This window comes from Mycobacterium sp. 134, assembly GCF_048282715.1.
Taxonomy (GTDB): Bacteria; Actinomycetota; Actinomycetes; order Mycobacteriales; family Mycobacteriaceae; genus Mycobacterium; species Mycobacterium septicum.
Genome location: NZ_JBLVUN010000008.1, coordinates 6,581,054 through 6,604,872 on the forward strand (window position 1 = coordinate 6,581,054; position 23,819 = coordinate 6,604,872).

Here is a 23,819-nt window from a genome sequence, read left to right on the forward strand (position 1 = left end):
GCACCGTGCGGTTCACGCTCTCGGGCGTCACGTGTCCTTCGCCGCTGGCGGGGGTTGCTTCCACCCGCACTCGGTTAGGGGATGGAAGGAGCCGGAGCTTCGCCGCAGCGGTTCTTCAGGTCTACCAGCGGCTGGCGGATACCGGTCAGCTCCGCCTTCGTCTGCGGGTTCGCTTCCAGGTAGTCGTGCACCTTGGTGCGGACCTCTTCACGCGGCAGACCTTCCAGGCTGGTGAAGAAGTTGTTCACATCGGGATGGGTGAACAGGTACGCCGAGGTCGATGCCGAGACGCCCGAAGCCACGCCGGCCAGATCGGCTGCGCTGCAGTTGGGGGGGTTGTTCGCCGGGTCGTCGGCAAGCGCCGACGGGATGGCGCCGAACAGCATCGCACCGGCTACAGCGCCGGTGCCGGCCACGCCAGCTACCACGCGCCGCGCATTTCGGGCCGAGAGCAACATGGTCAAGCTCCTTCATCGGATGGGGTAGGCCGTAACCCCAATCGGTTATCGGCTCAAGAAAGCTAAGCAGAATCCTTGAGGACTTTCCTGCCTTGCGCGCAAACCGGCTCGCCGGTCGGTGAACCTGCAGTTCAGCGGCGCCGCCCACAGCGACGCGACGGCGCCAGACCTAGCGCGTCGAAGCCGTGGCGGGGCCAGGAAGCGGACCGGAGCCCGCTGTCACCGACGACGGGCGCGAGGATTGCCCGGGCACCGCGACACTGGGCACCCCGACGTTCTGTGCCGAGGGCACCCCGGCCGGCAAACCACTGGCAGCAGTCCCGCCCTGTGATTGGGTGGCCTGCACCAGCCCCATCAGCTGCGGCAGGGTGACCGGCAACTTGCAGCGCGTGCCCAGGCTGGCCAGGGGCTGCTGCAACTGCTGGATGTCCTTGGCGGCCTGAGGGTTGGCATCGAAGTAGGTCTTGAGGGCCGCGATCGACTGCGCTCCGCCCTGCTGCTGACTGATCGTGGTCAGGGCCTGGTTGGTCTGTGGATGCGTGTCCAGATAGTTGCCGATATTGGTGGCAACGCCGCCCGCGGTGCGGGCGACCTCGCTCGCGGCGCACGGATCGGTCGCAGCCGTAGCGGACGGGACCATGAGCGCGGCCACCATGGCGCCGCCGGCGCCGGTCACCGCGAGGGCGGCAGCCAGACTGCGGCGCAATCCACCGTTGGTCGGTTGCATGGAGTACTCCTTCAGCGTGGGCCCCGGCGCACACGTCAGCCGGGGTCGTCCTTGGCTATGTCGCCGGACCGGGCGCTTCTGTTAGCACCAACGGGTCAGCGGCGTGCGCACAACGCTACGGATATCAGCTGTGAGAAGTCTCAGGGCGATCTCAGAACCGGAAGAGAGCGGGCCACATTACACCGGTAGAGGTACGCTCTCGCTGGTACGAGCCAGGACACGCCCAGCCAGGTTGGGGGGAGAAAGCGGGGAAGTCGCATCCAGCAGTTCATGATGCGCTTGAGCAGCTATCTGCGCAGATTCCGCTGGGCGGTGTTCGCGACTTGGTTGCTGCTTCTGGTGCCCTCGATCTACCTCGCGATCAACCAGTCGTCCAATCTGACCGGCGGCGGGTTCGACGTCGAAGGTTCGCAGTCGCTCCACGTCCAGCGGCAACTCGAGGAACATTTCCCGGACCAGGGCGCGTCCCCGCTTGCCCTCATCGCGGCGCCCCGCGCCGACGCCTCGTTCCAGGACATGAACGCCGCGGTGGTGTGGCTGGAGAAGATCGCGGGCGAGGTGCCCAGCGTCAAGATCGTGCCGAATCCCCAACAGCCGGCCCCGCAGCCTGACCGGCCGTACGTCATCACGCTGCAACTGGACTTCAACAACACCGGCGCGGTCGATGTGGCCAAACAGCTGCGCCAGAAGGTCGGTGTACACGGCGAAGAGCCCGGCGAGAGCGAGAACGGCAAGGTCAAGTTCTACGTCATCGGTCAGGGCGCACTCGGTGCGGCCGCGACCCAGGCCACCAAGCACGACATCGCCGCGGCCGAGAAGTGGAACCTGCCGATCGTGTTGATCGTGCTGCTGGCGGTGTTCGGATCGCTGGCCGCCGCGGCGCTGCCGCTGGTGCTCGGCATCTGCACGGTCGTGGTGACCATGGGCCTGGTCTATCTGCTGTCGATGTACACGCAGATGAGCGTGTTCGTGACGTCGACGGTGTCGATGTTCGGTATCGCCCTGGCCATCGACTACTCCCTGTTCATCCTGATGCGCTACCGCGAGGAGCTGCGCGCCGGCCGTGACCCGGCCGATGCGGTCGACGCCGCGATGGCCACCTCCGGCCTGGCGGTGGCGCTGTCGGGCCTCACCGTCATCGCATCGGTCACCGGCATCTACATCATCAACACCCCGGTGCTGGTGTCGATGGCCACGGGCGCGATCCTGGCCGTCGCGGTCGCCGTGCTGACCTCCACCACGATGACCCCGGCCGTGCTGGCGACGTTCGGCAAGGCGGCGGCCAAACGCTCGTCGTACCTGCACTGGTCCCGCCGCGCCGAGGCGACCCAGTCGCGGTTCTGGACCCGGTGGACCGGCGCGGTGATGCGACGGCCGTGGGCCTCGGCCGTCGCCGCGACGATCCTGTTGCTGATCCTGGCGGCACCGGCGTTCGGCATGGTGCTCGGCAACAGCATGCAGCGCCAGTTCGAGCCCACCCATGAAATCCGCGGCGGGGTCAACGCCGCCGCCGACGCGCTGGGCCCCGGAGCGCTGGGCCCGGTGCGAGTGCTGGTGACCTTCCCCGACGGCAACGCCGACGGCGCCAAGGGCACCGCCACGATCGACGCGGTACGCCAGGAGATAACCCGGGCACCCAACGTGCAGACCGTGCAGCCGCCGGTGTTCGCCGACAACAACACCAGCGCGCTGCTGTCGGCCGTGCTGTCGGTGGACCCCGAGGACCTTGCCGCGCGCGAGTCCATCGACTGGATGCGGGACAAACTGCCCCAGGCCGCGGGATCGAACGCACGGGTCGACGTGGGTGGCCCGACCGCGCTGATCAAGGACTTCGACGATCGGGTGTCCAGCACCCAGCCGCTGGTGTTCCTGTTCGTCGCGTTGATCGCCTTCGTGATGCTGCTGGTGTCGATCCGATCGGTGTTCCTGGCACTCAAGGGTGTCCTGATGACCGTGCTGTCGGTGGCTGCGGCATACGGCAGCCTGGTGGTGGTCTTCCAGTGGGGCTGGTTCGAGGGGCTGGGATTCGAGAAGATCAGCTCGCTCGACAGCACCGTTCCGCCGCTCGTCCTGGCGATGACCTTCGGCCTGTCGATGGACTACGAGATCTTTTTGCTCACCCGGATTCGGGAGCGGTTCCTGCAGACCAACAGCACCCGCGACGCGGTCGCCTACGGCGTCAGTACGAGCGCGCGCACCATCACCAGCGCCGCGCTGATCATGATCGCGGTGTTCATCGGGTTCGCTTTTGCCGGCATGCCGCTGGTGGCCCAGCTCGGTGTGGCGTGCGCGGTGGCCATCGCGGTCGACGCGACCGTGGTCCGGCTGATCCTGGTGCCCGCCCTGATGGCCATGTTCGACGAGTGGAACTGGTGGTTGCCGCACTGGCTGGACCGGCTGCTGCCCGAGGTCGATTTCGAAAAGCCTTTGCCGAAGGTCGAAGTCAACGATCTGGTGATCATCCCCGACGACATCTCCGCAATGGGTCCGAGCGGATCTGACCTGCGCATGATGGTGCGCACTGCCGCACGAATGAAAACCCTTGCCCCGCAAACGATCATCGTCACCGACCCACTGGCTTTCAGTGGCTGCAGCAAGCCTTCCTCCCTGTTGGCGGCGCGGCGGCCCGGTGGCCCGAAGCGCTGCCCGGGAGTGCACCCGGTGACGATGTGGCGCGGCAGACTCTCGGTAGCCGTGGACGCCCTGGAGACCGAGGCCGACACACAGCGCACTCCCATGGAACGCCTGGGTCCGGTGGAGACCACGAATGTTCAACTGCCGACCGGTGATCGGCTGCAGATCCCGACCGGCGCCGAAACTCTTCGGCTCAAAAGTTATCTGATCATGTGCCGGAACAGCACCAAGGACTATGAAGAGTTTGCTGATCTTGTCGAGTCGGTAGAAACCGAGACTGCAGCTCTGGTGTTGTCGGGCATGGACCGGTATTACTGTGGGCAGAACCCGAAGAGCAGATGGGTGGCCACGCAGCTGGTGCGGCGGCTGGCCGACCCGCAGCCCTCCGATGAACACGACTTCGTGATGTCGGACCCGGATGCAGCTGCCGAATGGGAGAAGGTCAGGCAGCGCTGCCTGTCAGTTGCGGTAGCAATGCTGGAGGAGGCGAAGTGACGTTGGCCCCCGACGTCCGGGAATCGAGGGATGCGCGGATGGCGCGCCGCGACGAGGTTCAGCCGGTTCAATCGTCTCCGCGACGTCCTCCGAGTCAGCGCACCCAAGCGCCCCAGGCGCAACGCACCTCGGCCCAACGGACCGCGACCCAGCGCGCCACCACCGCGCAACGTACGGCTGCCGCACCGCGCGCCGCCACCCCGCGGACCACGACGCCGCGCACTTCCGCGGAACGCAGTTCCGCACAACGCCCCCAGAACGCGCCCGCCCAGGTACAACGGAAACAGGAGCAACGCGCTCCCGTGCAGGACACCAAGGCACAGCGCACACAGGGGCAGGGCACGCAAACACCACGCACACCGGTACAGCGCACGCAGCAGCCGGCGCAGCCGCGACAATCACGTCCGGCGAAGGCCGCACCGCCGCAGCGCCAACCCGCATTCGACGACCGGCCGGTCGAGTACTGGCCGACCGCCGCCATTCGCGCGGCATTGGAGACCGACGACATGGCGGTCTGGCAGCGCATCGTCGCTGCGATCAAGCGTGATCCCTACGGCCGCACCGCCCGCCAGGTCGAGGAAGTCCTGCAGACCGCCCGCCCCTACGGGGTGTCCAAGGCGTTGTCGGAGGTCCTGGTGCGCACCCGTGAGCACCTGGAGGCCACCGAGCGCGCGGAGGTGGCTCGCCAGATCCAGGCCATGCTGCGCCGGTCCGAGCTGCAGGCGCCCGAATTCGCTTCGCGCGTCGGGGTGTCCAACGAGTCCTTCGCCGACTACCTGGAGGGCACCACCAGCCCGCCGGCCTCACTGCTGCTGCGCATGCAACGGCTCTCGGACCGGTTCGCCAAGCTCTCCGCACAGCGTTCCGCCAAGTAGCCCGGATTCTCCCGGTCCTCCATGACGTCTCAGTCGGCCGCGACGGTGCAACGCGTCCTGCGGGAGACCCGGTCGGTCGCCATCGTCGGCGCCTCGGCCAACCCGGCGCGGGCCAGCCACGAGGTCTGGACGTATCTGAAGGCGGCCACCGGCTACACGCTGTACCTGGTGAACCCGACCATCACCGAGGTCGACGGCACCCCCGTCTACCCCAGCCTGGCCGCGCTTCCAGAGGTACCGGATCTCGTCGACGTGTTCCGTCGCCACGAAGAACTGCCGCACGTGCTCGCCGACACCATCGCGGTCGGAGCCAAGACGTTGTGGCTGCAACTGGGGTTGCGCGACGAGCAGGTCGCGCGCGACGGCGCGGCGGCCGGCCTCACGGTCATCCAGGACCTCTGCCTGAAGGTCGAGTACGCCCGCTTCGCCTGACGGCGTCCGCTTCGCCTAGCGCGAGTGCAGCGGGGTGACGTTGTCGACGAGCCAGCGGCCGTCGGTCTTGCTGAGGGCCACCCGCAGAGCCATCACCGCATTGTCCGTCGGTTTGCCCGGCGCACTCTGAGTTCCGCGCAGGACCACGGCCACGCTGGCCACCTGCGGGCCAAGCGCCTCCACCCCGGCCGAGATGGTGGCGGCGGTGGCCGAGACGTTCTTACTGGCCAATTCCTTTGCCACGTTGGCGAATTCGTTCTTGAACTGCTCGGCCTGCTTCGGCGACATCATCCCGGTGGCGCGGTCGATCGAGGCGGTCGGGCTCTGCGGACTGAACGTGGCGGTGGCCTCCGAGACGCTGCTGGCGATCCGCACCACCTCGTCACGGTCGTTGTTGAAGGTCCGGTCGGGCACGGTCCACCGCAGGTAACCCACCGTCACCGCGGCCACCAGGGCGGCAGCGGCCACGGCGGCCACCGCGAGCCGCAGCCCGGGCGCATCGTCGTCGGTGCCCAGCGTGACGCCGTCGCGACGGGCCAGCACGATGTTGACGATGACGGCCTGCACGATCAGCAGGCACAGCACCGAGGACAGCGAGACCCACCACAGCGGCCAGGACAGCGCCAGGCCGATGTACAGCACCGCCGCGATCGCGGCCAGTGGGGCGGCGATGTCGAAAGCCAGGACGCGCAACCGGTTTCTCATCGGATCGGCTCCAACCGCGAGACCATCAGGGTGCCGTCGACGTCGGAGACGTCCAACCGAAGCGTCCAGCGCACGGTCTGGGGCTTGTCGCTGCCCGCGTTCTCGCTGACCGAGGTGGCCACCACCAGCACTGTGTCGGTGCGCGAGACCATTCCGGCCAGGTCCGTCTTCGGTGCGGGCACCGGGCGGCCGTCCGGGCCTGGCGGCGGGTGGTACAGCGATTCGATGGCCACCGAGTCGATCTGGCCGGAGGTTCGGGCCTGCAGCCGCTGCACCAGATCGCGGTAGGGCGCCACGGCGGCGTCGAAGTCCGAATTGAGCTGGCCCACGGTGCCCTCGCGCAGCTTCTGCATACCGGCCTCGACCGAGTCCTTGTTGATGTTGATCAGGACATTGGCCCAGTCGGCGGCGGTCCGCAGCACCCGGGTCTGGTACGCGCGCTCGTCGGACTCGCTGCGGTGGGCGGACCACACCATGGTGGCCAGGACCACAGCGACGACCGCGATCAGGCCCGCGACCGCCGATGCGAAGCCGAAGCCGGTGATGACACCGCCGGAGTGGTCGTCGGTGCTGTCCTTGCTTGGCGCCTCGGGCATGGCCGTGAGGGTACCGGCAGCGAAACTCACCCAGCGCACCCGCGGCCTTCTGGAAGAATGTCGGGGTGACGGTAGAAGCGATCAAGTCGGGTATCGACCTGAGCCATGTCGACCCGCAGGCCCGCCCGCAAGACGACCTCTTCGGCCACGTCAATGGCCGATGGTTGACCGACTACGAGATTCCCGCCGACCGCGCCACCGACGGCGCCTTCCGGCTGCTGCACGACCGTGCCGAGGAGCAGATCCGCGATCTGATCGTCGGAGCAGCTTCGGCGGCGACATCGGATGGAGCAGCGGCCTCCTCTGATTCCGCGGCCGGCACCGATGAGCAGCGCATCGGCGATCTGTACGCCAGCTTCATGGACGAGCAGACCATCGCCTCGCGTGGCCTGGCCCCGCTGCTGGCCGAGCTCGCCCTGATCGACGGCGCTGCCGACAGCGATGCGCTGGCCTCGGTGCTGGGTGGCCTGGAGCGCACCGGGGTATCCGGCGGGGCCGGTGTGTACGTGGACACCGATTCCAAGGATTCGACGCGCTACCTGTTGCACATGAGCCAGTCCGGCCTCGGGCTGCCCGACGAGTCCTACTATCGCGACGAGCAGCACGCCGAGATCCTGGCCGCTTACCCGGCGCACATCGCCCGCATGTTCACGCTGGTCTACGGCGGAGAGCAGAGCCAGACGGCGGCCCGCATCGTGGCGCTGGAATCCAAGTTGGCCGCCGCGCACTGGGACGTGGTCAAGCGCCGCGACGCCGACCTGACCTACAACCTGCGCAAGTTCGCCGACCTGTCCGGCGATGCCCCCGGATTCGACTGGACCGGCTGGCTCGGCGCGCTCGGCACCACCCCGGAGAAGGTCTCCGAGTTGGTGCTGCGTCAGCCCGACTTCGTGACGGCGTTCGCCGCGCTGTGGGCGAGCGAAGACCTGGAGGACTGGAAGGCCTGGACCCGCTGGCGCGTCATCCATTCGCGCGCCGGGCTGCTGACCGAAGAGCTGGTGGCCGAGAACTTCGACTTCTACGGCCGCACCCTCAGCGGCACCGAGCAGAACCGCGACCGCTGGAAGCGCGGCGTCTCCCTGGTCGAGGGCCTGATGGGTGATGCCCTCGGCAAGCTCTACGTCCAGCAGTACTTCCCACCCGAGGCCAAGGCCCGGATGGACGAGTTGGTGGCCAACCTGCGCGAGGCGTACCGGGTCAGCATCAACGAGCTGGACTGGATGACGCCGGAGACCCGGGCCAAGGCGCTGGTGAAGCTCGACAAGTTCACCCCGAAGATCGGCTATCCGGCCCGCTGGCGGGACTACTCGGCGTTGGTGGTCGAGCGTGACGACCTGTACGGCAACTACCGCCGGGGCCACGTCGTGAACTCCGACCGCGAGCTGGCCAAGCTGGGCGGGCCGGTGGACCGCGACGAATGGTTCATGACACCGCAGACGGTCAATGCCTACTACAACCCGGGCATGAACGAAATCGTCTTCCCCGCAGCCATTCTGCAGCCGCCGTTCTTCGACGCCGATGCCGACGACGCGGCCAACTATGGCGGTATCGGCGCGGTGATCGGGCACGAGATCGGCCACGGTTTCGACGACCAGGGCGCCAAGTACGACGGTGACGGCAACCTGGTCGACTGGTGGACCGATGCCGACAGGGCTGAATTCGGGGTCCGCACAAAGGCTTTGATCGATCAGTACGAACAGTTCAGCCCGCGCGGGCTGGACGGCTCGCACCACGTGAACGGCGCGTTCACCGTCGGGGAGAACATCGGCGACCTCGGCGGGCTGTCCATCGCGCTGCTGGCCTATCAGCTGTCACTGAAGGGCCAGGAAGCCCCGGTGATCGACGGGCTGACCGGCGTGCAGCGTGTCTACTTCGGCTGGGCACAGGTGTGGCGGACCAAATCCCGTGACGCCGAGGCGATCCGGCGCCTGGCGGTGGATCCTCACTCGCCGCCGGAGTTCCGCTGCAACGGCGTCATCCGCAACATCGACTCGTTCTACGAGGAGTTCGAGGTGGCTGATTCCGATGAGCTGTATCTGGAGCCGGCCCAGCGGGTCCGGATCTGGAACTAGCCGCACATACAACAAGACCCCTGCCCGAGGGCAGGGGTCTTGTTGTATCGACGTTCGTCTAGAACATCTGCCAGTCGGACGCGCCGTCAGGCGTGTTGTACCAGCCGCCACCGGTGTTCTTGATGACCACCGGGTCGCCGCTGCCGAAGTTGTCGTAGAACCACTTGGCGTTCTCCGGGCTCAGGTTGATGCAGCCGTGACTGCTGTTGCTCCTGCCCTGCTGCGCGACCGACCACGGGGCGCTGTGGACGAAGACACCGCTGTTGTCGATGCGGACGGCGTCCTGCACCTTGAGCTTGTAGCCCTCCTTGGAGTCCACCGGCACGCCGTAGGTGGAGGAATCCATGATGATGTCGGGGAACTTCTCCAGCACGTAGTAGGTGCCGTTCTTGGTCTCATGCTTGCCGTCGGGCTTGCCCATCGACACCGGGAAGGTCTTCTCCAGCTTCCCGTTGCGCAGGATCTCCATCTGGTGGGACTTGTCGTCGACCGTCGCCACGAGGTAGTCGCCGACCCGGAAGCTCGACTTGGTGCCGGCCGCGTCGATGTTCACCACGGTGTTGGACGGCCAGAAGTCCTGCGGGCGCCAACGCAGCTGCGTGTCGGTGACCCAGTAGAAGCGGCCCGCCACCGGCGGGTTCGAGGTGATCCGGATGGCGTCCTGGGCCATCTGCCGGTTGGCGATCGGCCGCTGGAAGTTGATGTAGATGGGCTTGGCGACACCGACCATCGACCCGTTGACCGGGTTGAACGACGGCGGCAGGAACGGCGCCTCACCGGTGAACGGCTGAGAGCTCTGCCCGGGCGCGTCGCCCTCCGTGAACGGGATGGTCGGGGAGCCGTAGTTGATGATGGGCGCCGGTGCGGTAGGAGCGCCCGGGACCGCAGCGGCGGCCGGAGCCGCCGGGTCGGCCGGCAGCGGGGGGATGTACGCGCCCGGCGGGGGGCCCGGGACCGCAGGATCGACGGGTGCCGGCGGCGCCTCGGGGTCTGCGTAGGCGGATGGGCTGAGCACCATTCCACCGACCACTCCGGCGGCGATGAATGCGGTGATCAGTGCACGTTTTGCCGATTTCGGCATGAGTAACCTCCAGACAGCACAACTCGATCCAGTGTCTCACAACGCAGTGACCAGCTACTGCCGTGAGAAGCCGTTGTTCCCCGACAGCGACCGATTCCACGGCGCTGAACTGCGGTGTTTATCGACTGTGAGCGTGCTCGCGTTACTTCTCGGCGGAGGCGCAGGAAACCGTGAATACGCCCCGGGACAGCGCGACACCGCCCATCGCGACAATGATCAGCGCCGCGGCGGTGCCGACGGTGGGGGCGGCACCACCGTGGTCGTAGATGGCGCCACCGATCAACGCACCGCCCATGATCCCGACCTGGAAGGCCGCGACGTACCGGCCGGAGGCGCCGTCGGGGTCTTCCGGGGAGGTACGCATCGCCGAGGCCTGCAGCATCGGCGGCAACGCGGTGGACGCCGCGCCCCAGAGCACCACCGCCACCGCGCCGAGCGCCACCGCAGCCCGTCCGGACCACGATTCGACGGCCAGCACCGACAGGACCAGCAGCGCCGCCGCCAGAACCGCCAGGCAACCCAGCACGGAGGCCTTGGGCCAGAGGTCCAGCGGACGGGCCATTGCGGCCATCCCGCCCAGACCGGCGATCCCGTACGCGGCCAGCAGCCAGGCCAGGTGGGGGCCGTGTATCCCGACCACGTCCCGGATGATCACCACGATGAAGGTGTAGGCGATGAAGTGCCCGGTGACACCGATCAGCGTCAGCGCCGACAGGGTGAACAGGCGGCGATTGTGCCGGTGCCCGCGCGGCACCCCGGCGGCCGGGGCGGCACCGGACGCCGGCACGAGCGGCGGCAGCATCGTCCAGGCGGCCAGCGCCACCACGGCCGCGGCCACGGCGATGACCGCAACGGCAGGCCGCCAGCCCCACACCTCACTGAGTGCCGCGGCGAGCGGATTGCCCACCACCAGGGCCAGGCCCGTGCCCACATAGACCGCGGCGGTGGCCCTGCCGGCGTGGCTGGCCGGGACCAGCCGGGCTCCGATGGGCGCGATCACCGACCACATCAGCCCGTGGGCCAGCGCGCACAGCACCCGGCCGCCGGCCAGCACCGCGAAGTTCGGCGCGAGCGCCGAGATCACCTGGGAGACCGTCAGGCACACCAGCGTCGCCACCAGGGTCCGGCGTCGCGGCCAGCGTGCCGTCAGCCGCACCAGCGCGACCGTGGTGAGCGCGGCGACCAGGGCGTAGCTGGCCATCAGGGTGGCGACCAGGCCCTCACTGACCCGAAGATCCGTGGCGATCGCCGGCAATGCACCGACCGGGAGGATCTCGGCGGTGACGTAGACGAACGCCGCCGCCGCGAGCACGGCGAGTTGCGTGGCAACGCGCGGTGTCCACGGGTTGACGTGGGCGGAGAGCGATTCGCCGGTGACGCTGGAGGTCATGCTGGAATGCCACGGTAATGCCATAACGTTGCCGTGCGTGGTTGCCGACCCGAGAGGATGCGTAATGGTTGCAGTGCCCGATGGCTACGAGGATCTGTTGACGCGGCCGTTGTTCGGCCACCTGGCCACCACCCGACCCGACGGCACCGTGCAGGTGAATCCGATGTGGTTCGAGTGGGATGGCACGCATCTGCGGTTCACCCACACCACCAAACGCCAGAAGTACCGCAACGTGACGGCGCATCCCGAGGTGGCGATGTCGATCCACGATCCGGACAACCCGTACCGCTACCTGGAGGTGCGCGGCGTGGTGGATGAGATCGTGCCGGACCCCACCGCTGCGTTCTTCCTGTCGCTCAACGACCGGTACAGCGGGTCACTCAGCGAGGTACCGCCGGACGCCCCCGACCGGGTGATCCTGGCGGTGCGCCCGACGGTGTTCAGCAAGCACTAGTTGCCCCGGCCCTGGCGCACAATTGATTCCGTGATTGTCGCGTTCAGCATCAGCCCGACGGGCGGGGATGAAACCGGAAGTGTCGGCGCCGCGGTGGCCGAAGCGGTGCGGGTGGTGCGGGCTTCGGGCCTGCCCAACGAGACCAACGCCATGTTCACCAACATCGAGGGTGAATGGGACGAGGTGATGGCGGTGGTGAAGCAGGCGGTGGACGTTGTGGCGGCGGTCTCCCCCAGGGTCAGCCTGGTGCTGAAGGCCGACATCCGTCCCGGCTACACCGGGCAGCTCACCGCGAAGGTCGAGCGGATCGAGCAGGCGCTGGGCGACTAGGAGCGGACCAGGCGGGCGATGGCGGCTGACGCCTCGGCCAGCTTGGCCTCGGCCTGATCCCCGCCTTCGGAGACGGCCTGCGTCACGCAATGGCCCAGGTGCTCGTCGAGCAGGCCGAGCGCAACGGACTGCAGCGCACTGTTGACGGCACTGATCTGGGTGAGGACGTCGATGCAGTACTTGTCCTCGTCGATCATCTTGGCGATACCCCGGACCTGGCCCTCGATCCGGCGCAGCCGTTTGGCGTAGTTCTCCTTCTGCGCCGAGTAGCCATGTGCACCCGAGTTGTCAGCCGCGTCCATGGCTCCAGTATACGGGTACCCCACCGGGGTATGCATATCTAATTTGGCCGGGCGAAATGGTGCGACCGGGCCGCCACGGGGGCCGATACGCTCGACGCGATGTCACAGCCTCCCTGGCCTGGTCCGTATGGCGTGCCGACGGCCTATCCCCCGCGGTCGACCGTCGGCACCACGGCCACGGTGATCAGCGTCGTCCTCACGATCGCGCTGTGGATCGCGGCGGTGCTCGGCGCCGCCGCAGCAGCGTGGCTGTCGCTGTTCTTCGCGATGTCGACCGACACCTGCCACGCGACCTGCGGCCCGACCCCCTATGACGACCGGGTCTATCCGACGACATTCGGGTGGATCGGCGGCGGGCTGGCCGCCGGGCTGATCGGAAGCATCGTCATGGTGTTCTTCACCCGCCGCTGGCTGTGGGTGTGGCCCGTGCTGTCGATCGTGTGCACCGTCGTGGGGTTCCTGATGGGGCTCGACCTCACGACGAAGGCCACGGAGTGGACCGGCTGACCGATACCCCCCTTGGGTATGAGAAAGAATTTGGGCGGCTAACTAACCGAGGGGCATACTTACCTGCATGTCTGCCGACCAGCCCGATATCAAGCCCCGCAGCCGCGACGTCACCGACGGCCTGGAGAAGACCGCAGCCCGCGGAATGCTCCGCGCGGTAGGGATGGGTGACGACGACTGGGTCAAGCCGCAGATCGGCGTCGGGTCGTCGTGGAACGAGATCACGCCGTGCAACATGTCGCTGCAGCGGCTCGCCCAGGACGTCAAGAGCGGTGTGCACGAGGCCGGCGGCTACCCGCTGGAGTTCGGCACCATCTCGGTGTCCGACGGCATCTCGATGGGCCATGAAGGTATGCACTTCTCGCTGGTCTCCCGCGAGGTGATCGCCGACAGCGTCGAGACCGTGGTGCAGGCCGAGCGCCTGGACGGCACCGTGCTGCTTGCCGGTTGCGACAAGTCGATCCCGGGCATGCTGATGGCGGCGGCCCGGCTGGACCTGGCGAGCGTCTTCTTCTACAACGGTTCGATCATGCCGGGCGTCGCCAAGCTGACCGACGGCACCGAGAAGGAAGTCACCATCATCGACGCCTTCGAGGCGGTCGGGGCGTGCGTGCGCGGGCTGATGTCGCGGGAGGACGTCGACATCATCGAGCGCGCGATCTGTCCGGGTGAGGGCGCCTGCGGCGGCATGTACACCGCCAACACCATGGCGTCGGCCGCCGAGGCACTGGGCATGTCGCTGCCGGGCAGCGCGTCGCCGGTGGCCGTGGACAAGCGGCGCGGCGAGTACGCCCGCAAGTCCGGCGAGGCGGTCGTCGAGATGCTGCGCCGCGGCATCACCGCGCGCGACATCCTCACCAAGGAAGCCTTCGAGAACGCCATCGCCGTCGTGATGGCGTTCGGCGGGTCCACCAACGCGGTGCTGCACCTGCTGGCGATCGCGCGCGAGGCCGAGGTCGAGCTGACGCTGGCCGACTTCACCCGCATCGGGGCCAAGGTCCCGCACCTGGCCGACGTGAAGCCTTTCGGTCGCCACGTGATGAAGGACGTCGACGAGATCGGCGGCGTGCCGGTGGTGATGCGTGCCCTGCTGGACGCCGGTCTGCTGCACGGTGATTGCCTTACCGTCACCGGCAAGACCATGGCCGAGAACCTCGCTCACATCGCGCCACCCGACCCGGACGGCAAGGTGCTGCGGGCGATGAACAACCCGATCCACCCGACCGGCGGGATCACGATCCTGCACGGCACGTTGGCTCCCGAGGGTGCCGTGGTGAAGTCGGCAGGCTTCGAATCCGACGTGTTCGAGGGCACCGCAAGGGTTTTCGAGCGCGAACGGGCCGCCCTGGATGCGCTGGAGGACGGCACCATCACCCACGGCGACGTCGTGGTCATCCGCTACGAGGGCCCCAAGGGCGGCCCGGGCATGCGCGAGATGCTGGCCATCACCGGCGCCATCAAGGGTGCCGGACTGGGCAAGGACGTCCTGCTGATGACGGACGGCCGGTTCTCGGGCGGGACGACAGGTCTGTGCGTCGGGCACATCGCCCCGGAGGCCGTGGACGGCGGGCCGATCGCGTTCGTGAACGACGGTGACCGGATCCGCCTCGACGTGGCGAACGGAACGCTGGACGTCCTCGTCGACGAGGCCGAGTTCGAGGCCCGGAAGGTCGGTTTCGAACCACTGCCCCCGCGCTACAAGACCGGCGTGCTGGCCAAGTACACCAAGCTGGTCCAGTCCGCCGCCGTCGGCGCTGTCTGCAACTAAAACCAGTGGTAGCGTGACGTCGGGCGTGCAGGAACGCCCGACGTCCGCTCGAAGGGGCCAAGCCTCCCTGCACACTGAGTTGCCTTGTGACCGACCTCTTCTCAGCCCGATTGCGGACGCGGGCGTGTGAGAGGAGGCCGTCATGGCCAGCCGTCTGCCGAGCAACCCTTCGATCGACCATCTGCGCGCGGAAGCCCGTAAGCTGCAGCGCGCCGATCGCACCCCACTGCATCAGGCCCAGTTCGCCGTCGCACGCGACTACGGTTTCAGCAGCTGGCCCAGGCTCGTGCACTACCTCCGCGACGCGGCCGAACTCAGCGTCGATCCCGGCGCCCTCGACGAGGACGCCCTGGATGCCGCGGACCGGTTCTGCTCCTGGGCATCGTTGCGCTACAACGAAACCGATGCACCGCCGCGCTGGGACGCCGCAGCAACTCTGCTCGGCGCCGAACCCGACGTGGTCGACCGCCACATCTGGGCCGCCGCGTCGGCCGCGGATCCCGCGGCGCTGGCCCGTCAGCTGACGAGCAGGCCGGCACTGGCGAACGCGGCTGGCGGGCCGTTCGGCTGGGTTCCGCTGATGTACCTGTGCTATTCGCGAGTTCCGTTGGGCCGCACCGCCGACGAGGTCACCGCGGCCGCGAACCTGCTGCTCGACGCCGGCGCCGACCCGAATGCCGGCTACCTCTGGTGCGGGCTGTCGACGCCCTTCACGGTGCTGACCGGAGTCTTCGGCGAGGGTGAGCAGGGCCCGCGGCGTCAGCCCCGGCATCCGTTCGCACCCGAACTGGCCTCGTTGCTGTTGACGAGAGGCGCGCATCCGGCCGACCAGCAGACGCTGTACAACCGGATGTTTCGCGCAGACGATTCACACCTGGAACTGCTGTTCGCACACGGCCTGGCCGACGCCGGGCCGAGCCCGTGGGAGCTGCGCCTCGGTGAGGCGATGGAATCCCGCGACGAGATGTGGCGGCGCCAGGTCGGCTGGGCTGCCGAGCACGGGTTCACCGGCCGGCTCGATCTGCTCGGCCGGCACGGAATCGACGTATCCGGAGTGGATGTGGTCACTCCGGTGTTCCCGGACGACCCGAACGCGTTGGACGCCGAGGGCGCCACAGCCCTGCACCAGGCAGCCTGGGCCGGTGACCTCGAGCTGATCCAGCGTCTCCTCGATGCCGGGGCCGACACGACCCTCATCGACCGGCGGTTCGGCTCGACTGCGCTGGCCTGGGCCGAGCACGCCTACCAGACGGAGGCTGCCGACGTGCTGCGCCGGCACGTCATCCGACCCCCTTCGGGCCGCGACGGATGATGGCGGCGAGCTGCTCGCGTGAGCTCGCGCCCACCCGCTGACAGGCCCGGTAGAGGTGCCCTTCGACGCTGCGCACCGACATCACCAGACGCTCGGCGATCTGCTTGTTGCTCAGACCGGCGACGACCAGTTCGACGATCTCACGCTGCCTGCCGGTCAGCGGCTGACCGGCAGGATTACGCAGCGCCGGGGTGCACAGCCCGCCGCATTCGTCGGCGCTCTCCTGTGCGACGGCAGCCGCGTAGGCACTGCGCTTGCCCTGACCATGGCGACCGAACGCGACCGCGGCCTGCGCGGTGGCGTCGGTGGCGGTGGCCCGGTCACCGATGGCACGGTAACCGTCTGCGGCGGCGAGCAATCCCGCTCCGTCGTCGGCCGCCAGCGCCTCGGTGTGGCGGGCGACCGTCTCGGCCAGCGGCAGTTTCAGCGTGTCCGCGAGTTCCCGTGCGCGCGCCGAGCCGGCGGTGTCGCCCCACTGTGCGGCCGTCTGCAGGCACAGCAGTTCGTGTGTCGGCTGGTCACGCCGCGCCGCATCCCGGCGCGCTTCGCGCACCACATCGATGGCATCGGTCAGCGAGCCACCGGCAGCCAGCGTCCACCCGGTGGCCACCGACATCGCGGTACCCATGAACACGTAGTCCTCGGGCACCGGCTGCCCGACCCCCGCCAGAGCTTCGGTTGCCTCCGCCGCATGGCCGAGCTTGGCGTACGCCTCGGCCAGCGCGAAACAGCTGGCCATACGCAAACCGGTTGTTATTTCATGGGTTTGGGCACCGGCATAGGCCTCGTGCAAATGTTTTACGGCGGTGGACAGATCCGCCCGGACCAGTTCGGCGTGGCCGAGCATATGAGCGAGGTTGGCGTAAACCAGACCGGGGACGTCGCGCGCCGAATCGTCCAGCCGGGCCGCCATCGCCGTCACGTCGTCGATGCGGCCGGTCAGCCGGCAGGCGCGACCGTGGACGGCGCCGAACCAGAATCTCATGGGCGAGGATTCGAAAGAGGTGTTGGCCCTTTCGATGGCCTGCTCGGCGACGGTGTTGATGTCGTCGACATGTCCCAGTGCACCGAAGGCCATCACCAAAGCGATCGAGGCCATCATCGCGTGAAAATCGGGCAGCCCACCGGAATCCAGGGCGGTCCTGGCATTTTCCTCGGCACTCGAGCAGTGGCCGAGCACCGCGTCGACACAGGCCTGGATGGCCAGGCGCTCCATCCGCTGTTCATCGGATTCCGCTGCGCCGGAGAGCTTTTCCAAGATCGTGCGGGCGTCGAGCGGCCTGCTGAGCATCCAGGCCAGGTTGGCCGCCCGCACCGTCGCCCAATGGTGGCTGTTCGGCGCGCCGTCGGCGCTGATCTCCCGCAAGACGGCCTCGGCCTCGTCACCCCGGCTCAGCAGGAGCAGGGTCATGGCCCGCATCGGTGCAGCCTCTGGTGCACCGCATTCCCCTGCGGCAGCGGCGAATCGGTTCGCGGCATCGGGATCGAGCAGGACCGCGGCGCACCGCGCGGCAGTCAGATAAAGCTCCGGATCCGGGGGCAGGTCGGAGTGCAGCGCAAGCAGTGCCCGGCGCACCGTCGCGCGCATATCCCCGTCTGGCTCGGACTCCAGCCGCCGCGCGAGCCTTCCCCGGATTCTCGACAGGTGCATCTCACCGGCGGTGGCCCTTCGCAATTCGCCGTACAGCGGATGCGCAAGGGTGGCTACCAGACCACGTCCGGCCCGTTCGACCCTGACCAGATGCATCTGCTCGGCGGCCTCCAGATCGGCCTGGTCGACAAGGTCGCCCAGGACGTCGACGCTCAGCGGTTCGCACTGGGAGAGCGTGTCGAGCACCAGCGCCATACCGGGTTCGAGTTCGCCCAACCGGCGCCCGACCATATCGGTGATGCTCTGGGATACGGCCACATCGCCGTCCCACATCCACACCCCGGCGGATTTGCGCATCCGCCCGGCGGCGATCTGGTCCTTCACCAACTGCAACAGGTACAGCGCGTTGCCCCCGGTGAGTTTCCAGAACCGGCGCGTGCTGCGGCTGTCGACCGGGCCGGCGACCGCCGATTCGATCAGGGTGGCGGCCGCGGCGGCGGACAGCGGCTCCAGGTCGATCCGGTCGAGCAGGCTGTCCTTCCACAGGGCGGTCACCGCGTCGGGCTCCGGGCCGCCGGAACGCGCCGTGACGACGAGACGCACCCCCTGCGTTTGCGCCAACTGGTGTACGACGTGTGCGGACAGCGGGTCGAGCAGGTGGGCGTCGTCGATGCCGATGACGACCTTGCCCATGCGCTGCTGGGCGACGAAGGAATCGATCACGCGCCGCACGTCCGGCAGCGGATCACACATGCCCTGGCTGATCGACCCGGTGAATGCTCCGAGGGGAATGGCGCGTGCGGATTCGGTTCCGACGAACCAATTCGTCCGGTGCCCGGACGCCGCGGCATGGCTGAGGGCCTCCCGCGCCAACCGGGTCTTGCCGACGCCGGCACTGCCGACGATCACCACACCGTGATGGGTTCCCGGCCCACCAAGGGAGCGACGGATCACCGCCAGTTCGTCTTCCCGCCCCGCCAGCTTCATCTCAGCAGTTCGTACCCGCCATCGCCGTCATGGAAGTCCTGCGATTGCCCAGGATATGGTGCAAAACCCGCACCGGGGCGCAAATTGACGCATCCTTCGATACGCGGGTCGGCCCTGGCGCGCAGGCTCCCCTCCCAGCCGGGGTCCGGCTGGCCTACCAGCTGCGCCTAGCGGCCCGTCGGCCGGTTAGGCGTGCCGCGCTTCAGAATTGCGCACCCGCATTCCGAAGTACATCGCGTTGAAGCCGAGCACCATCACGAGCGCACCGCTGATCACGTGCGACCAGATCATGCCGGCGGTCGGTCCACTGACGAACACCCACGGCGAGACGATCAGCCACACACCGAAGATCGGCAGTGTCCAGGTCATGCCGTGCGCGCGGTCCAGCGCGAAGCTGAAACACATTGACAGGAACGCGATCGCCCCTCCGACGATCAGATCGTTGACCGTCAGCCTGTTGAAGGCGTCGAAGCCGACGATCCAGGGAGACAGCGCGACATACATCGCCGTCAGCAACGTCAGGCCGAAGGTGACCTGCGCGGCCATCGACTCTGCGACACGGTCATAGCCCGCCCTCAGGGCCATGATGTCCGGGTGTAGGTCGATTGATGAATGGACTGTACTCATTTTCTTGTCCTTTCCGTTACACGGCAAGGCGTTTGGGCCCTACCGCACCCATCCATCACTTTTCAGGTTACGCCGCATCCGGCCTGGTGGCGGCGGCTGCCGACCGCCCCGGACGGCCGGCAAGTACAGTCTTCTCAATGCGCCGGCGCAGCAACGCCCGAACGGACGACCCCACCGGCGCGCGGCAGCAACTCGGCTGGTTCGCAACGCTGTTCGCGATGGCGTTGGTCTTCCACTACTCCGACAGCCAGCCGCTTGCGGTGGTGCCGGTGTTGCTGGCCGGCCTGCCCGCCCTGCTGCTTCCCGGCTCGGTGGCCGCCGCCGCCCTGGCCGTCGCGGCCGGCGCCACGGTGGCCGTTCTGAACCTGCCCGCGGCGTCGAACCATCTGGTGCTGAGCCTGCTGGTCGCCGTCGCGCTCGGCACCGCCGCCGGGTGGGCGCCGGCCGTCCGGAACCGGCCGGGTGCGCCGGACAGTTTCGTCCAGCGCTGGCTGGATGCCGCGCGCAGCCCGGTCGGCTTCGTGTTGCTGGCGGTCTACCTGTTCACGGTGTTCGACAAGTTGAACACCGCCTACTTCGCCCCGGAAACCTCCTGCGGCAGCGACTTGTTCGGCCAGCTCATCTGGCTCAACGGCTTCGATGGGGTGGTACCGGGTCCGGCCGTCGGACAGTTCGTCGCCGTCGTCGCGGTGGTGATCGAGGCCGCCATTCTCACATTGCTGGCAGTGCCGCGGCTGCGCTTCTGGGGCCTGCTTCTCGGTGTGGGGTTCCATTCGATCCTGGCGTCGGCCTCGTTCTACGACTTCGCCACCGTCGTCTTCGCGGTGTACGTGCTGTTGGTCCCGACCGAGGTGTTCACGACCCTGGCACCCCGAACCACCGTGCTGCGCCGAGTCGCGCTCGCGGGCTTCGCGGCTCACGTGCTGCTGAGCGCGGTGTCGAGTTCGGCCGATTCGCCGGCCGGCCCGATCGGCCTGCCGTGGCACACCCTGCTCGTACTCACGTGGGCCGTCGCCGTGATCCCGTTCATGGTCGCGCTGCTGCGTGGCTATCGCGCTGCGGAGTCGGACGGCGTGCGCACCCCGAACTGGCAGCTACGTCCCCTGGTGCTGCTCGTCGCCCCGCTGCTGGCACTCGCCAACGGGGTGACGACGTATGTGGGGCTCAAGACCGTCGCGAACTTCTCGATGTTCAGCAACCTGCACACCGAGGAGGGCACCACCAACCATCTGCTGCCGGGCGTCACCGCCCTCGAGCTGGCCGACTACCAGCGCGACACCGTCACCGTGGTCGGCCTGGAGTTGCCCGAGCAGCCGGGCGACATGACAGCCCTGAGCCGGCAGACCCGCTGGATGAACGAGGATCCTCCGGTGCGCATCCCCTGGCTCGAGCTGCGGCGCACCGTGCTGCTGTGGAAGGACGCGGGGATCACCGGCGTCCGTATCGCCTACCTGCACGGCGGACCGCCGCATGTGGTCAACGACGCGACGAAGGATCCCGTCCTCGCAGCGCCGCTGCCGTGGTGGCAGCGGCATCTGCTCGCGTTCCGCGCCGTCGACTCCGGTTCGGGCGCCGAGATCTGTCGCTGGTGACGCAGAATCACGGAATGGACATCGCAGATCGGCTGAAACTCGATGTACCGGTGGTCCAGGCGGGCATGGGCGGCGGCATCGCGGGAGCGCCGCTGGCCGCAGCGGTGTCAGCGGCGGGCGGACTGGGCACGTTGGGGCTCCTGCCGCCCGGTCAGCTCAAGTCGGCCATCGCGACAGTGCGCGACCGGGCGCCCGGCCGTGCGGTCGCGGTCAACCTGTTGATGCCGTTCATCCGTCGCCGTCATGTCGAGATCTGCCTGGAATCGGGCATCGACTTCGCGGTGATGGCGTTCGCGATCGATCGGGAGTTGATCCAGCGACTCTCAGGCGAGGGCATATTCGTCATGGTCATGGTCGGCACCGAAGAGCAGGCCGCCGAGGCGCTGGCCTACGGAGCCGACGGATTGATCGCACAGGGCCGTGAGGCCGGAGGACATCTGGTCGGCACCGTGGCGCAGTCCGATTTCTTGCCGAAGGCATTGGCACTGGCGGGTTCCCGTCCGGTCTTCGCCGCGGGTGGCATCGCCACGGCAGCCGATACCCGCGCAGCTCTCGATGCCGGCGCCGCGGGTGCGGTGGCGGGCACGCGGTTCCTGCTCACCCACGAGTCCGGTGCCCATCCCGTGTACCGGCAGCGAATCATCGACGCGGACTACACGATCGAGACGACGGTGTTCGGCCTGTCCTGGCCGGCACGGCATCGGGTTCTCCCGAACGCCATGACGCGGCGCTGGTGCCGCCCCGACGGGAGCGCACGCCGGCTGCCGGCGGCGATCAACGAGTTCAGCGCGCCGCTTTCCCGGATTCCCGACCGCGGCGACGGCGCGCTGCTGCACCTTCAACACCAGGCGCTGCCGTTCCTCACCCCGATCACACTCACCGCAGACATGCCTGCGCACTGGGCGGACCGGGCCGCGCTGTACGCCGGCGAGACCGCGTTGCGATTGGACCGCGTCACGTCGGCCGCACAAGCTGTCGCCGATCTCGCGCCCTAGTCAGGCGGCGCCGACGCGATCCGGGTTCCGGTAGATCTCGGCCTGCGCGGCGATCACATCGGGTGTGGGTAGCGGCTCCGCGCTGTCCACGTACACCCCGCCGGCCCGCAGGGTGTCGTCGACCAGCAGCCAGATCCACCGGACCAGATCGGCCACCAGCCGGTCCTGCCCGGTCGAGCCGGGCTGATCCAGCCACCGGCCGGTCGTCGATTCGACCAGCCCGACGATGGCGAACGCCAGCGGCTGCGGATCGGTGTCCACACCAAAAGCGTTGAGGTACACCGTGAACAGCGCGCCGAGCTGGGTACCGATGGTCAGCCTGATGTCGGCGATGGCGTCGGGCGCCGAGCCGTCCTCACCGAGCGAGCACCGGGCCAGGTAGCGGTACAGGTTGCGGTGCTCGACGAGGAACCCCACGTGGGCGCCGACGCTGGCCTCGATGATCTGGGCCATCGAACCGTGCGGTGTCCACAGCGGCGCGAGTTCGGTGTTGAGCATCTCGGCGGCGCGCTGCGCGATCGCCCGCTGCAGGTCGGCGGCGCCGGCGAAGTGCCGGTAGAGCTTGGTGCGGGTGACCCCGACGTGCGCGGCGATCTGCTCGGTCGAGGTCTGCGGACCGTGTTCGGCGATCGCGGCCAGGGCGGCGTCGACGAACTCGACCCGCCGGCGTTCCCGCTGACCCGCCCATCGCCCGGTTGTGCCGCTGTCCACGAACACACCCTAGCCAATTTAGTGGTACGTGACGTACCATTCCCTCAACTGGTACGTCATGTACCACTAGATTTCGAAGGGAACGACGCAGATGGACGCGCTGATCGCAGTTCGCAAAGCGGCAGGTCTACCGGCAGTCGCCGAGCCTTTGGCACCCGCCGAGGACTACGGCTTCTTCGGTCCGGGTTCGGTCACCTGGAAGGTGTGGAGCTACCCCACCTCGCTGCTGATCGGCTTCTCCCGGGCGGTGACCATCGAGCACCTCGACCCGTTCCTGGCTGCCGCCGTCGACGCCACCGGGCAGGTCTATGCCCGCACTCGGCTGCGTTACGACCGGACCATGCAGTACTTCGCCCTGGTGGCCTTCGGCGACGCCGAAGCGGTGCTCGATGCGTCCGAGATCCTGGTCAAGATCCACTCCAAGGCCGTCGGCACCGAACCGATCACCAAGCGCCCGTTCGACGCCAACGATCCGCACTCGCAGCTGTGGATCCACCTGACCGCCTGGCACTCGATCCTCTACAGCTACGAGATGTTCGGCCCCGGCAAACTGTCGCCGGCCGAGGAGAGCCGGTACTGGGAGGAATGCGCGCGGGCCGCGGAGTTCCAGACCATCAACCCCGACGACGTGCCGCGCACCCGCGAGGGCATCCGCGCGTACTTCGAGAGCTTCCGGCCGGATCTGGTCGGCTCCGAGGTGGCCCAGCGCATGATGGATTACCTCGTCGACCTGGGCTATCACATCCTGCCCGAGCGGATGCCGCGCTGGCTGCGCAAGGCGATCAACGTCCCGATGCGCGCTGCCATCATCGCCACCATGCCCCGGTGGATGCGCCTGCTGGGCGGTATCCCGCAGCGCCGGTTCGCCGACGTCGCGGCACGCGCGGTGGTGCGCCCGGCGCTGCGGCTGATCGCCGCCAATCCGCGTCTGGAACTGGCGATCCTGGACCTCACCACGCCGCACACCACGGCGATCGTCGGCCCCACCCTGCTGGGCGTCCCGGCCAAGAACACCGTCACCTACACCCCCGCCGAGGCCAGGGCGAAATGGGACCGGACCACTCCGTTCGAGCAGTACGCTGCCATCGTGGCCAAACGGGAGGTGGGTGACGGCCCCGCACCGTATGCCCACAATCACCACGACGCATTGGTGCAATTCGACAAGAGCGCGAGCTGAC

At 68.1% G+C, this 23,819-nt stretch carries 22 protein-coding genes; 12 read left to right on the top strand and 10 right to left on the bottom strand.

Annotated features, from left to right (window positions below):
• Positions 1-74: 74 nt before the first annotated feature.
• Together ACNQVK_RS36210 and ACNQVK_RS36215 are read right to left on the bottom strand one after the other, a co-directional pair.
• Positions 75-458 (bottom strand): heme-binding protein, encoded by a 384-nt coding sequence (locus tag ACNQVK_RS36210; protein WP_044514587.1) that lies wholly within the window; start codon positions 456-458, stop codon positions 75-77.
• Between the two features lie 169 nt (positions 459-627).
• Positions 628-1,185 carry a hemophore gene (locus tag ACNQVK_RS36215; protein ID WP_418033631.1) on the bottom strand — a complete coding sequence of 186 codons (558 nt, stop codon included), beginning with the start codon at positions 1,183-1,185 and terminating at the stop codon, positions 628-630.
• Between the two features lie 270 nt (positions 1,186-1,455).
• Between ACNQVK_RS36215 and ACNQVK_RS36220 the strand changes: the two genes are divergently transcribed.
• From ACNQVK_RS36220 to ACNQVK_RS36230, 3 genes are all read left to right on the top strand, one after another.
• Complete coding sequence (locus ACNQVK_RS36220; RefSeq protein ID WP_418033632.1) at positions 1,456-4,314, top strand: MMPL family transporter; 2,859 nt, start codon at positions 1,456-1,458, stop codon at positions 4,312-4,314.
• 302 nt (positions 4,315-4,616) lie between these two features.
• Positions 4,617-5,189, top strand: coding sequence for an XRE family transcriptional regulator (locus ACNQVK_RS36225; RefSeq protein WP_418034566.1), 573 nt, complete (start codon positions 4,617-4,619; stop codon positions 5,187-5,189).
• Positions 5,190-5,210: 21 nt separating this feature from the next.
• Positions 5,211-5,621: a CoA-binding protein gene (locus tag ACNQVK_RS36230; protein WP_418033633.1), complete on the top strand. Its 411-nt coding sequence runs from the start codon at positions 5,211-5,213 to the stop codon at positions 5,619-5,621.
• A 15-nt stretch (positions 5,622-5,636) separates the two neighbouring features.
• On the opposite strand, the gene ACNQVK_RS36235 is transcribed toward ACNQVK_RS36230, so the two are convergent.
• Both ACNQVK_RS36235 and ACNQVK_RS36240 read right to left on the bottom strand, forming a co-directional pair.
• Entirely contained in the window at positions 5,637-6,326 is a 690-nt protein-coding gene (locus tag ACNQVK_RS36235) for a hypothetical protein (RefSeq protein WP_418033634.1), read from the bottom strand.
• Positions 6,323-6,922, bottom strand: a complete 600-nt coding sequence (locus tag ACNQVK_RS36240) for a hypothetical protein (protein ID WP_418033635.1) — start codon at positions 6,920-6,922, stop codon at positions 6,323-6,325. Before ACNQVK_RS36240 ends, ACNQVK_RS36235 begins: the two co-directional genes overlap by 4 nt.
• 65 nt (positions 6,923-6,987) lie before the next feature.
• On the opposite strand from ACNQVK_RS36240, the gene ACNQVK_RS36245 reads away from it, so the two are divergent.
• Entirely contained in the window at positions 6,988-8,994 is a 2,007-nt protein-coding gene (locus ACNQVK_RS36245) for a M13 family metallopeptidase (RefSeq protein WP_418033636.1), read from the top strand.
• A 58-nt stretch (positions 8,995-9,052) separates the two neighbouring features.
• On the opposite strand, the gene ACNQVK_RS36250 is transcribed toward ACNQVK_RS36245, so the two are convergent.
• Both ACNQVK_RS36250 and ACNQVK_RS36255 read right to left on the bottom strand, forming a co-directional pair.
• Entirely contained in the window at positions 9,053-10,075 is a 1,023-nt protein-coding gene (locus ACNQVK_RS36250; RefSeq protein ID WP_235732681.1) for a L,D-transpeptidase, read from the bottom strand.
• A gap of 142 nt (positions 10,076-10,217) precedes the next feature.
• On the bottom strand, positions 10,218-11,465 hold the full coding sequence (locus ACNQVK_RS36255; protein WP_418033637.1) for an MFS transporter: 1,248 nt from the start codon (positions 11,463-11,465) through the stop codon (positions 10,218-10,220).
• A gap of 64 nt (positions 11,466-11,529) precedes the next feature.
• Between ACNQVK_RS36255 and ACNQVK_RS36260 the strand changes: the two genes are divergently transcribed.
• A complete protein-coding gene (locus ACNQVK_RS36260; RefSeq protein ID WP_418033638.1) occupies positions 11,530-11,919 on the top strand; it encodes a PPOX class F420-dependent oxidoreductase in 390 nt (129 codons plus the stop codon).
• 30 nt (positions 11,920-11,949) lie between these two features.
• A complete protein-coding gene (locus ACNQVK_RS36265; RefSeq protein WP_418033639.1) occupies positions 11,950-12,249 on the top strand; it encodes a thiamine-binding protein in 300 nt (99 codons plus the stop codon).
• Here the strand turns inward: ACNQVK_RS36265 and ACNQVK_RS36270 are convergent.
• On the bottom strand, positions 12,246-12,551 hold the full coding sequence (locus ACNQVK_RS36270; protein ID WP_044514570.1) for a metal-sensitive transcriptional regulator: 306 nt from the start codon (positions 12,549-12,551) through the stop codon (positions 12,246-12,248). The genes ACNQVK_RS36265 and ACNQVK_RS36270 overlap by 4 nt on opposite strands.
• 99 nt (positions 12,552-12,650) lie before the next feature.
• Between ACNQVK_RS36270 and ACNQVK_RS36275 the strand changes: the two genes are divergently transcribed.
• The 3 genes from ACNQVK_RS36275 to ACNQVK_RS36285 all read left to right on the top strand — a co-directional run bounded on the left by ACNQVK_RS36275 (position 12,651) and on the right by ACNQVK_RS36285 (position 16,138).
• Positions 12,651-13,058 (top strand): hypothetical protein, encoded by a 408-nt coding sequence (locus ACNQVK_RS36275; RefSeq protein ID WP_418033640.1) that lies wholly within the window; start codon positions 12,651-12,653, stop codon positions 13,056-13,058.
• Between the two features lie 67 nt (positions 13,059-13,125).
• The gene (gene ilvD, locus ACNQVK_RS36280; protein WP_418033641.1) at positions 13,126-14,826 is read left to right on the top strand and encodes a dihydroxy-acid dehydratase; all 1,701 of its coding nucleotides are present in this window, start codon (positions 13,126-13,128) and stop codon (positions 14,824-14,826) included.
• Positions 14,827-14,968: 142 nt separating this feature from the next.
• Positions 14,969-16,138: an ankyrin repeat domain-containing protein gene (locus tag ACNQVK_RS36285; RefSeq protein ID WP_418033642.1), complete on the top strand. Its 1,170-nt coding sequence runs from the start codon at positions 14,969-14,971 to the stop codon at positions 16,136-16,138.
• On the opposite strand, the gene ACNQVK_RS36290 is transcribed toward ACNQVK_RS36285, so the two are convergent.
• Positions 16,107-18,716 (bottom strand): LuxR C-terminal-related transcriptional regulator, encoded by a 2,610-nt coding sequence (locus ACNQVK_RS36290; protein ID WP_418033643.1) that lies wholly within the window; start codon positions 18,714-18,716, stop codon positions 16,107-16,109. The genes ACNQVK_RS36285 and ACNQVK_RS36290 overlap by 32 nt on opposite strands.
• Before the next feature lie 186 nt (positions 18,717-18,902).
• Entirely contained in the window at positions 18,903-19,343 is a 441-nt protein-coding gene (locus tag ACNQVK_RS36295) for an SPW repeat protein (RefSeq protein WP_036446388.1), read from the bottom strand.
• 137 nt (positions 19,344-19,480) lie between these two features.
• Between ACNQVK_RS36295 and ACNQVK_RS36300 the strand changes: the two genes are divergently transcribed.
• Complete coding sequence (locus ACNQVK_RS36300; RefSeq protein ID WP_418033644.1) at positions 19,481-20,935, top strand: hypothetical protein; 1,455 nt, start codon at positions 19,481-19,483, stop codon at positions 20,933-20,935.
• 14 nt (positions 20,936-20,949) lie between these two features.
• A complete protein-coding gene (locus ACNQVK_RS36305; protein ID WP_418033645.1) occupies positions 20,950-21,930 on the top strand; it encodes an NAD(P)H-dependent flavin oxidoreductase in 981 nt (326 codons plus the stop codon).
• Here the strand turns inward: ACNQVK_RS36305 and ACNQVK_RS36310 are convergent, their stop codons facing one another.
• Entirely contained in the window at positions 21,931-22,641 is a 711-nt protein-coding gene (locus ACNQVK_RS36310; RefSeq protein WP_418033646.1) for a TetR/AcrR family transcriptional regulator, read from the bottom strand. It abuts the gene before it with no gap.
• 91 nt (positions 22,642-22,732) lie between these two features.
• Between ACNQVK_RS36310 and ACNQVK_RS36315 the strand changes: the two genes are divergently transcribed.
• Entirely contained in the window at positions 22,733-23,818 is a 1,086-nt protein-coding gene (locus ACNQVK_RS36315; RefSeq protein ID WP_418033647.1) for an oxygenase MpaB family protein, read from the top strand.
• Position 23,819: the final 1 nt, after the last annotated feature.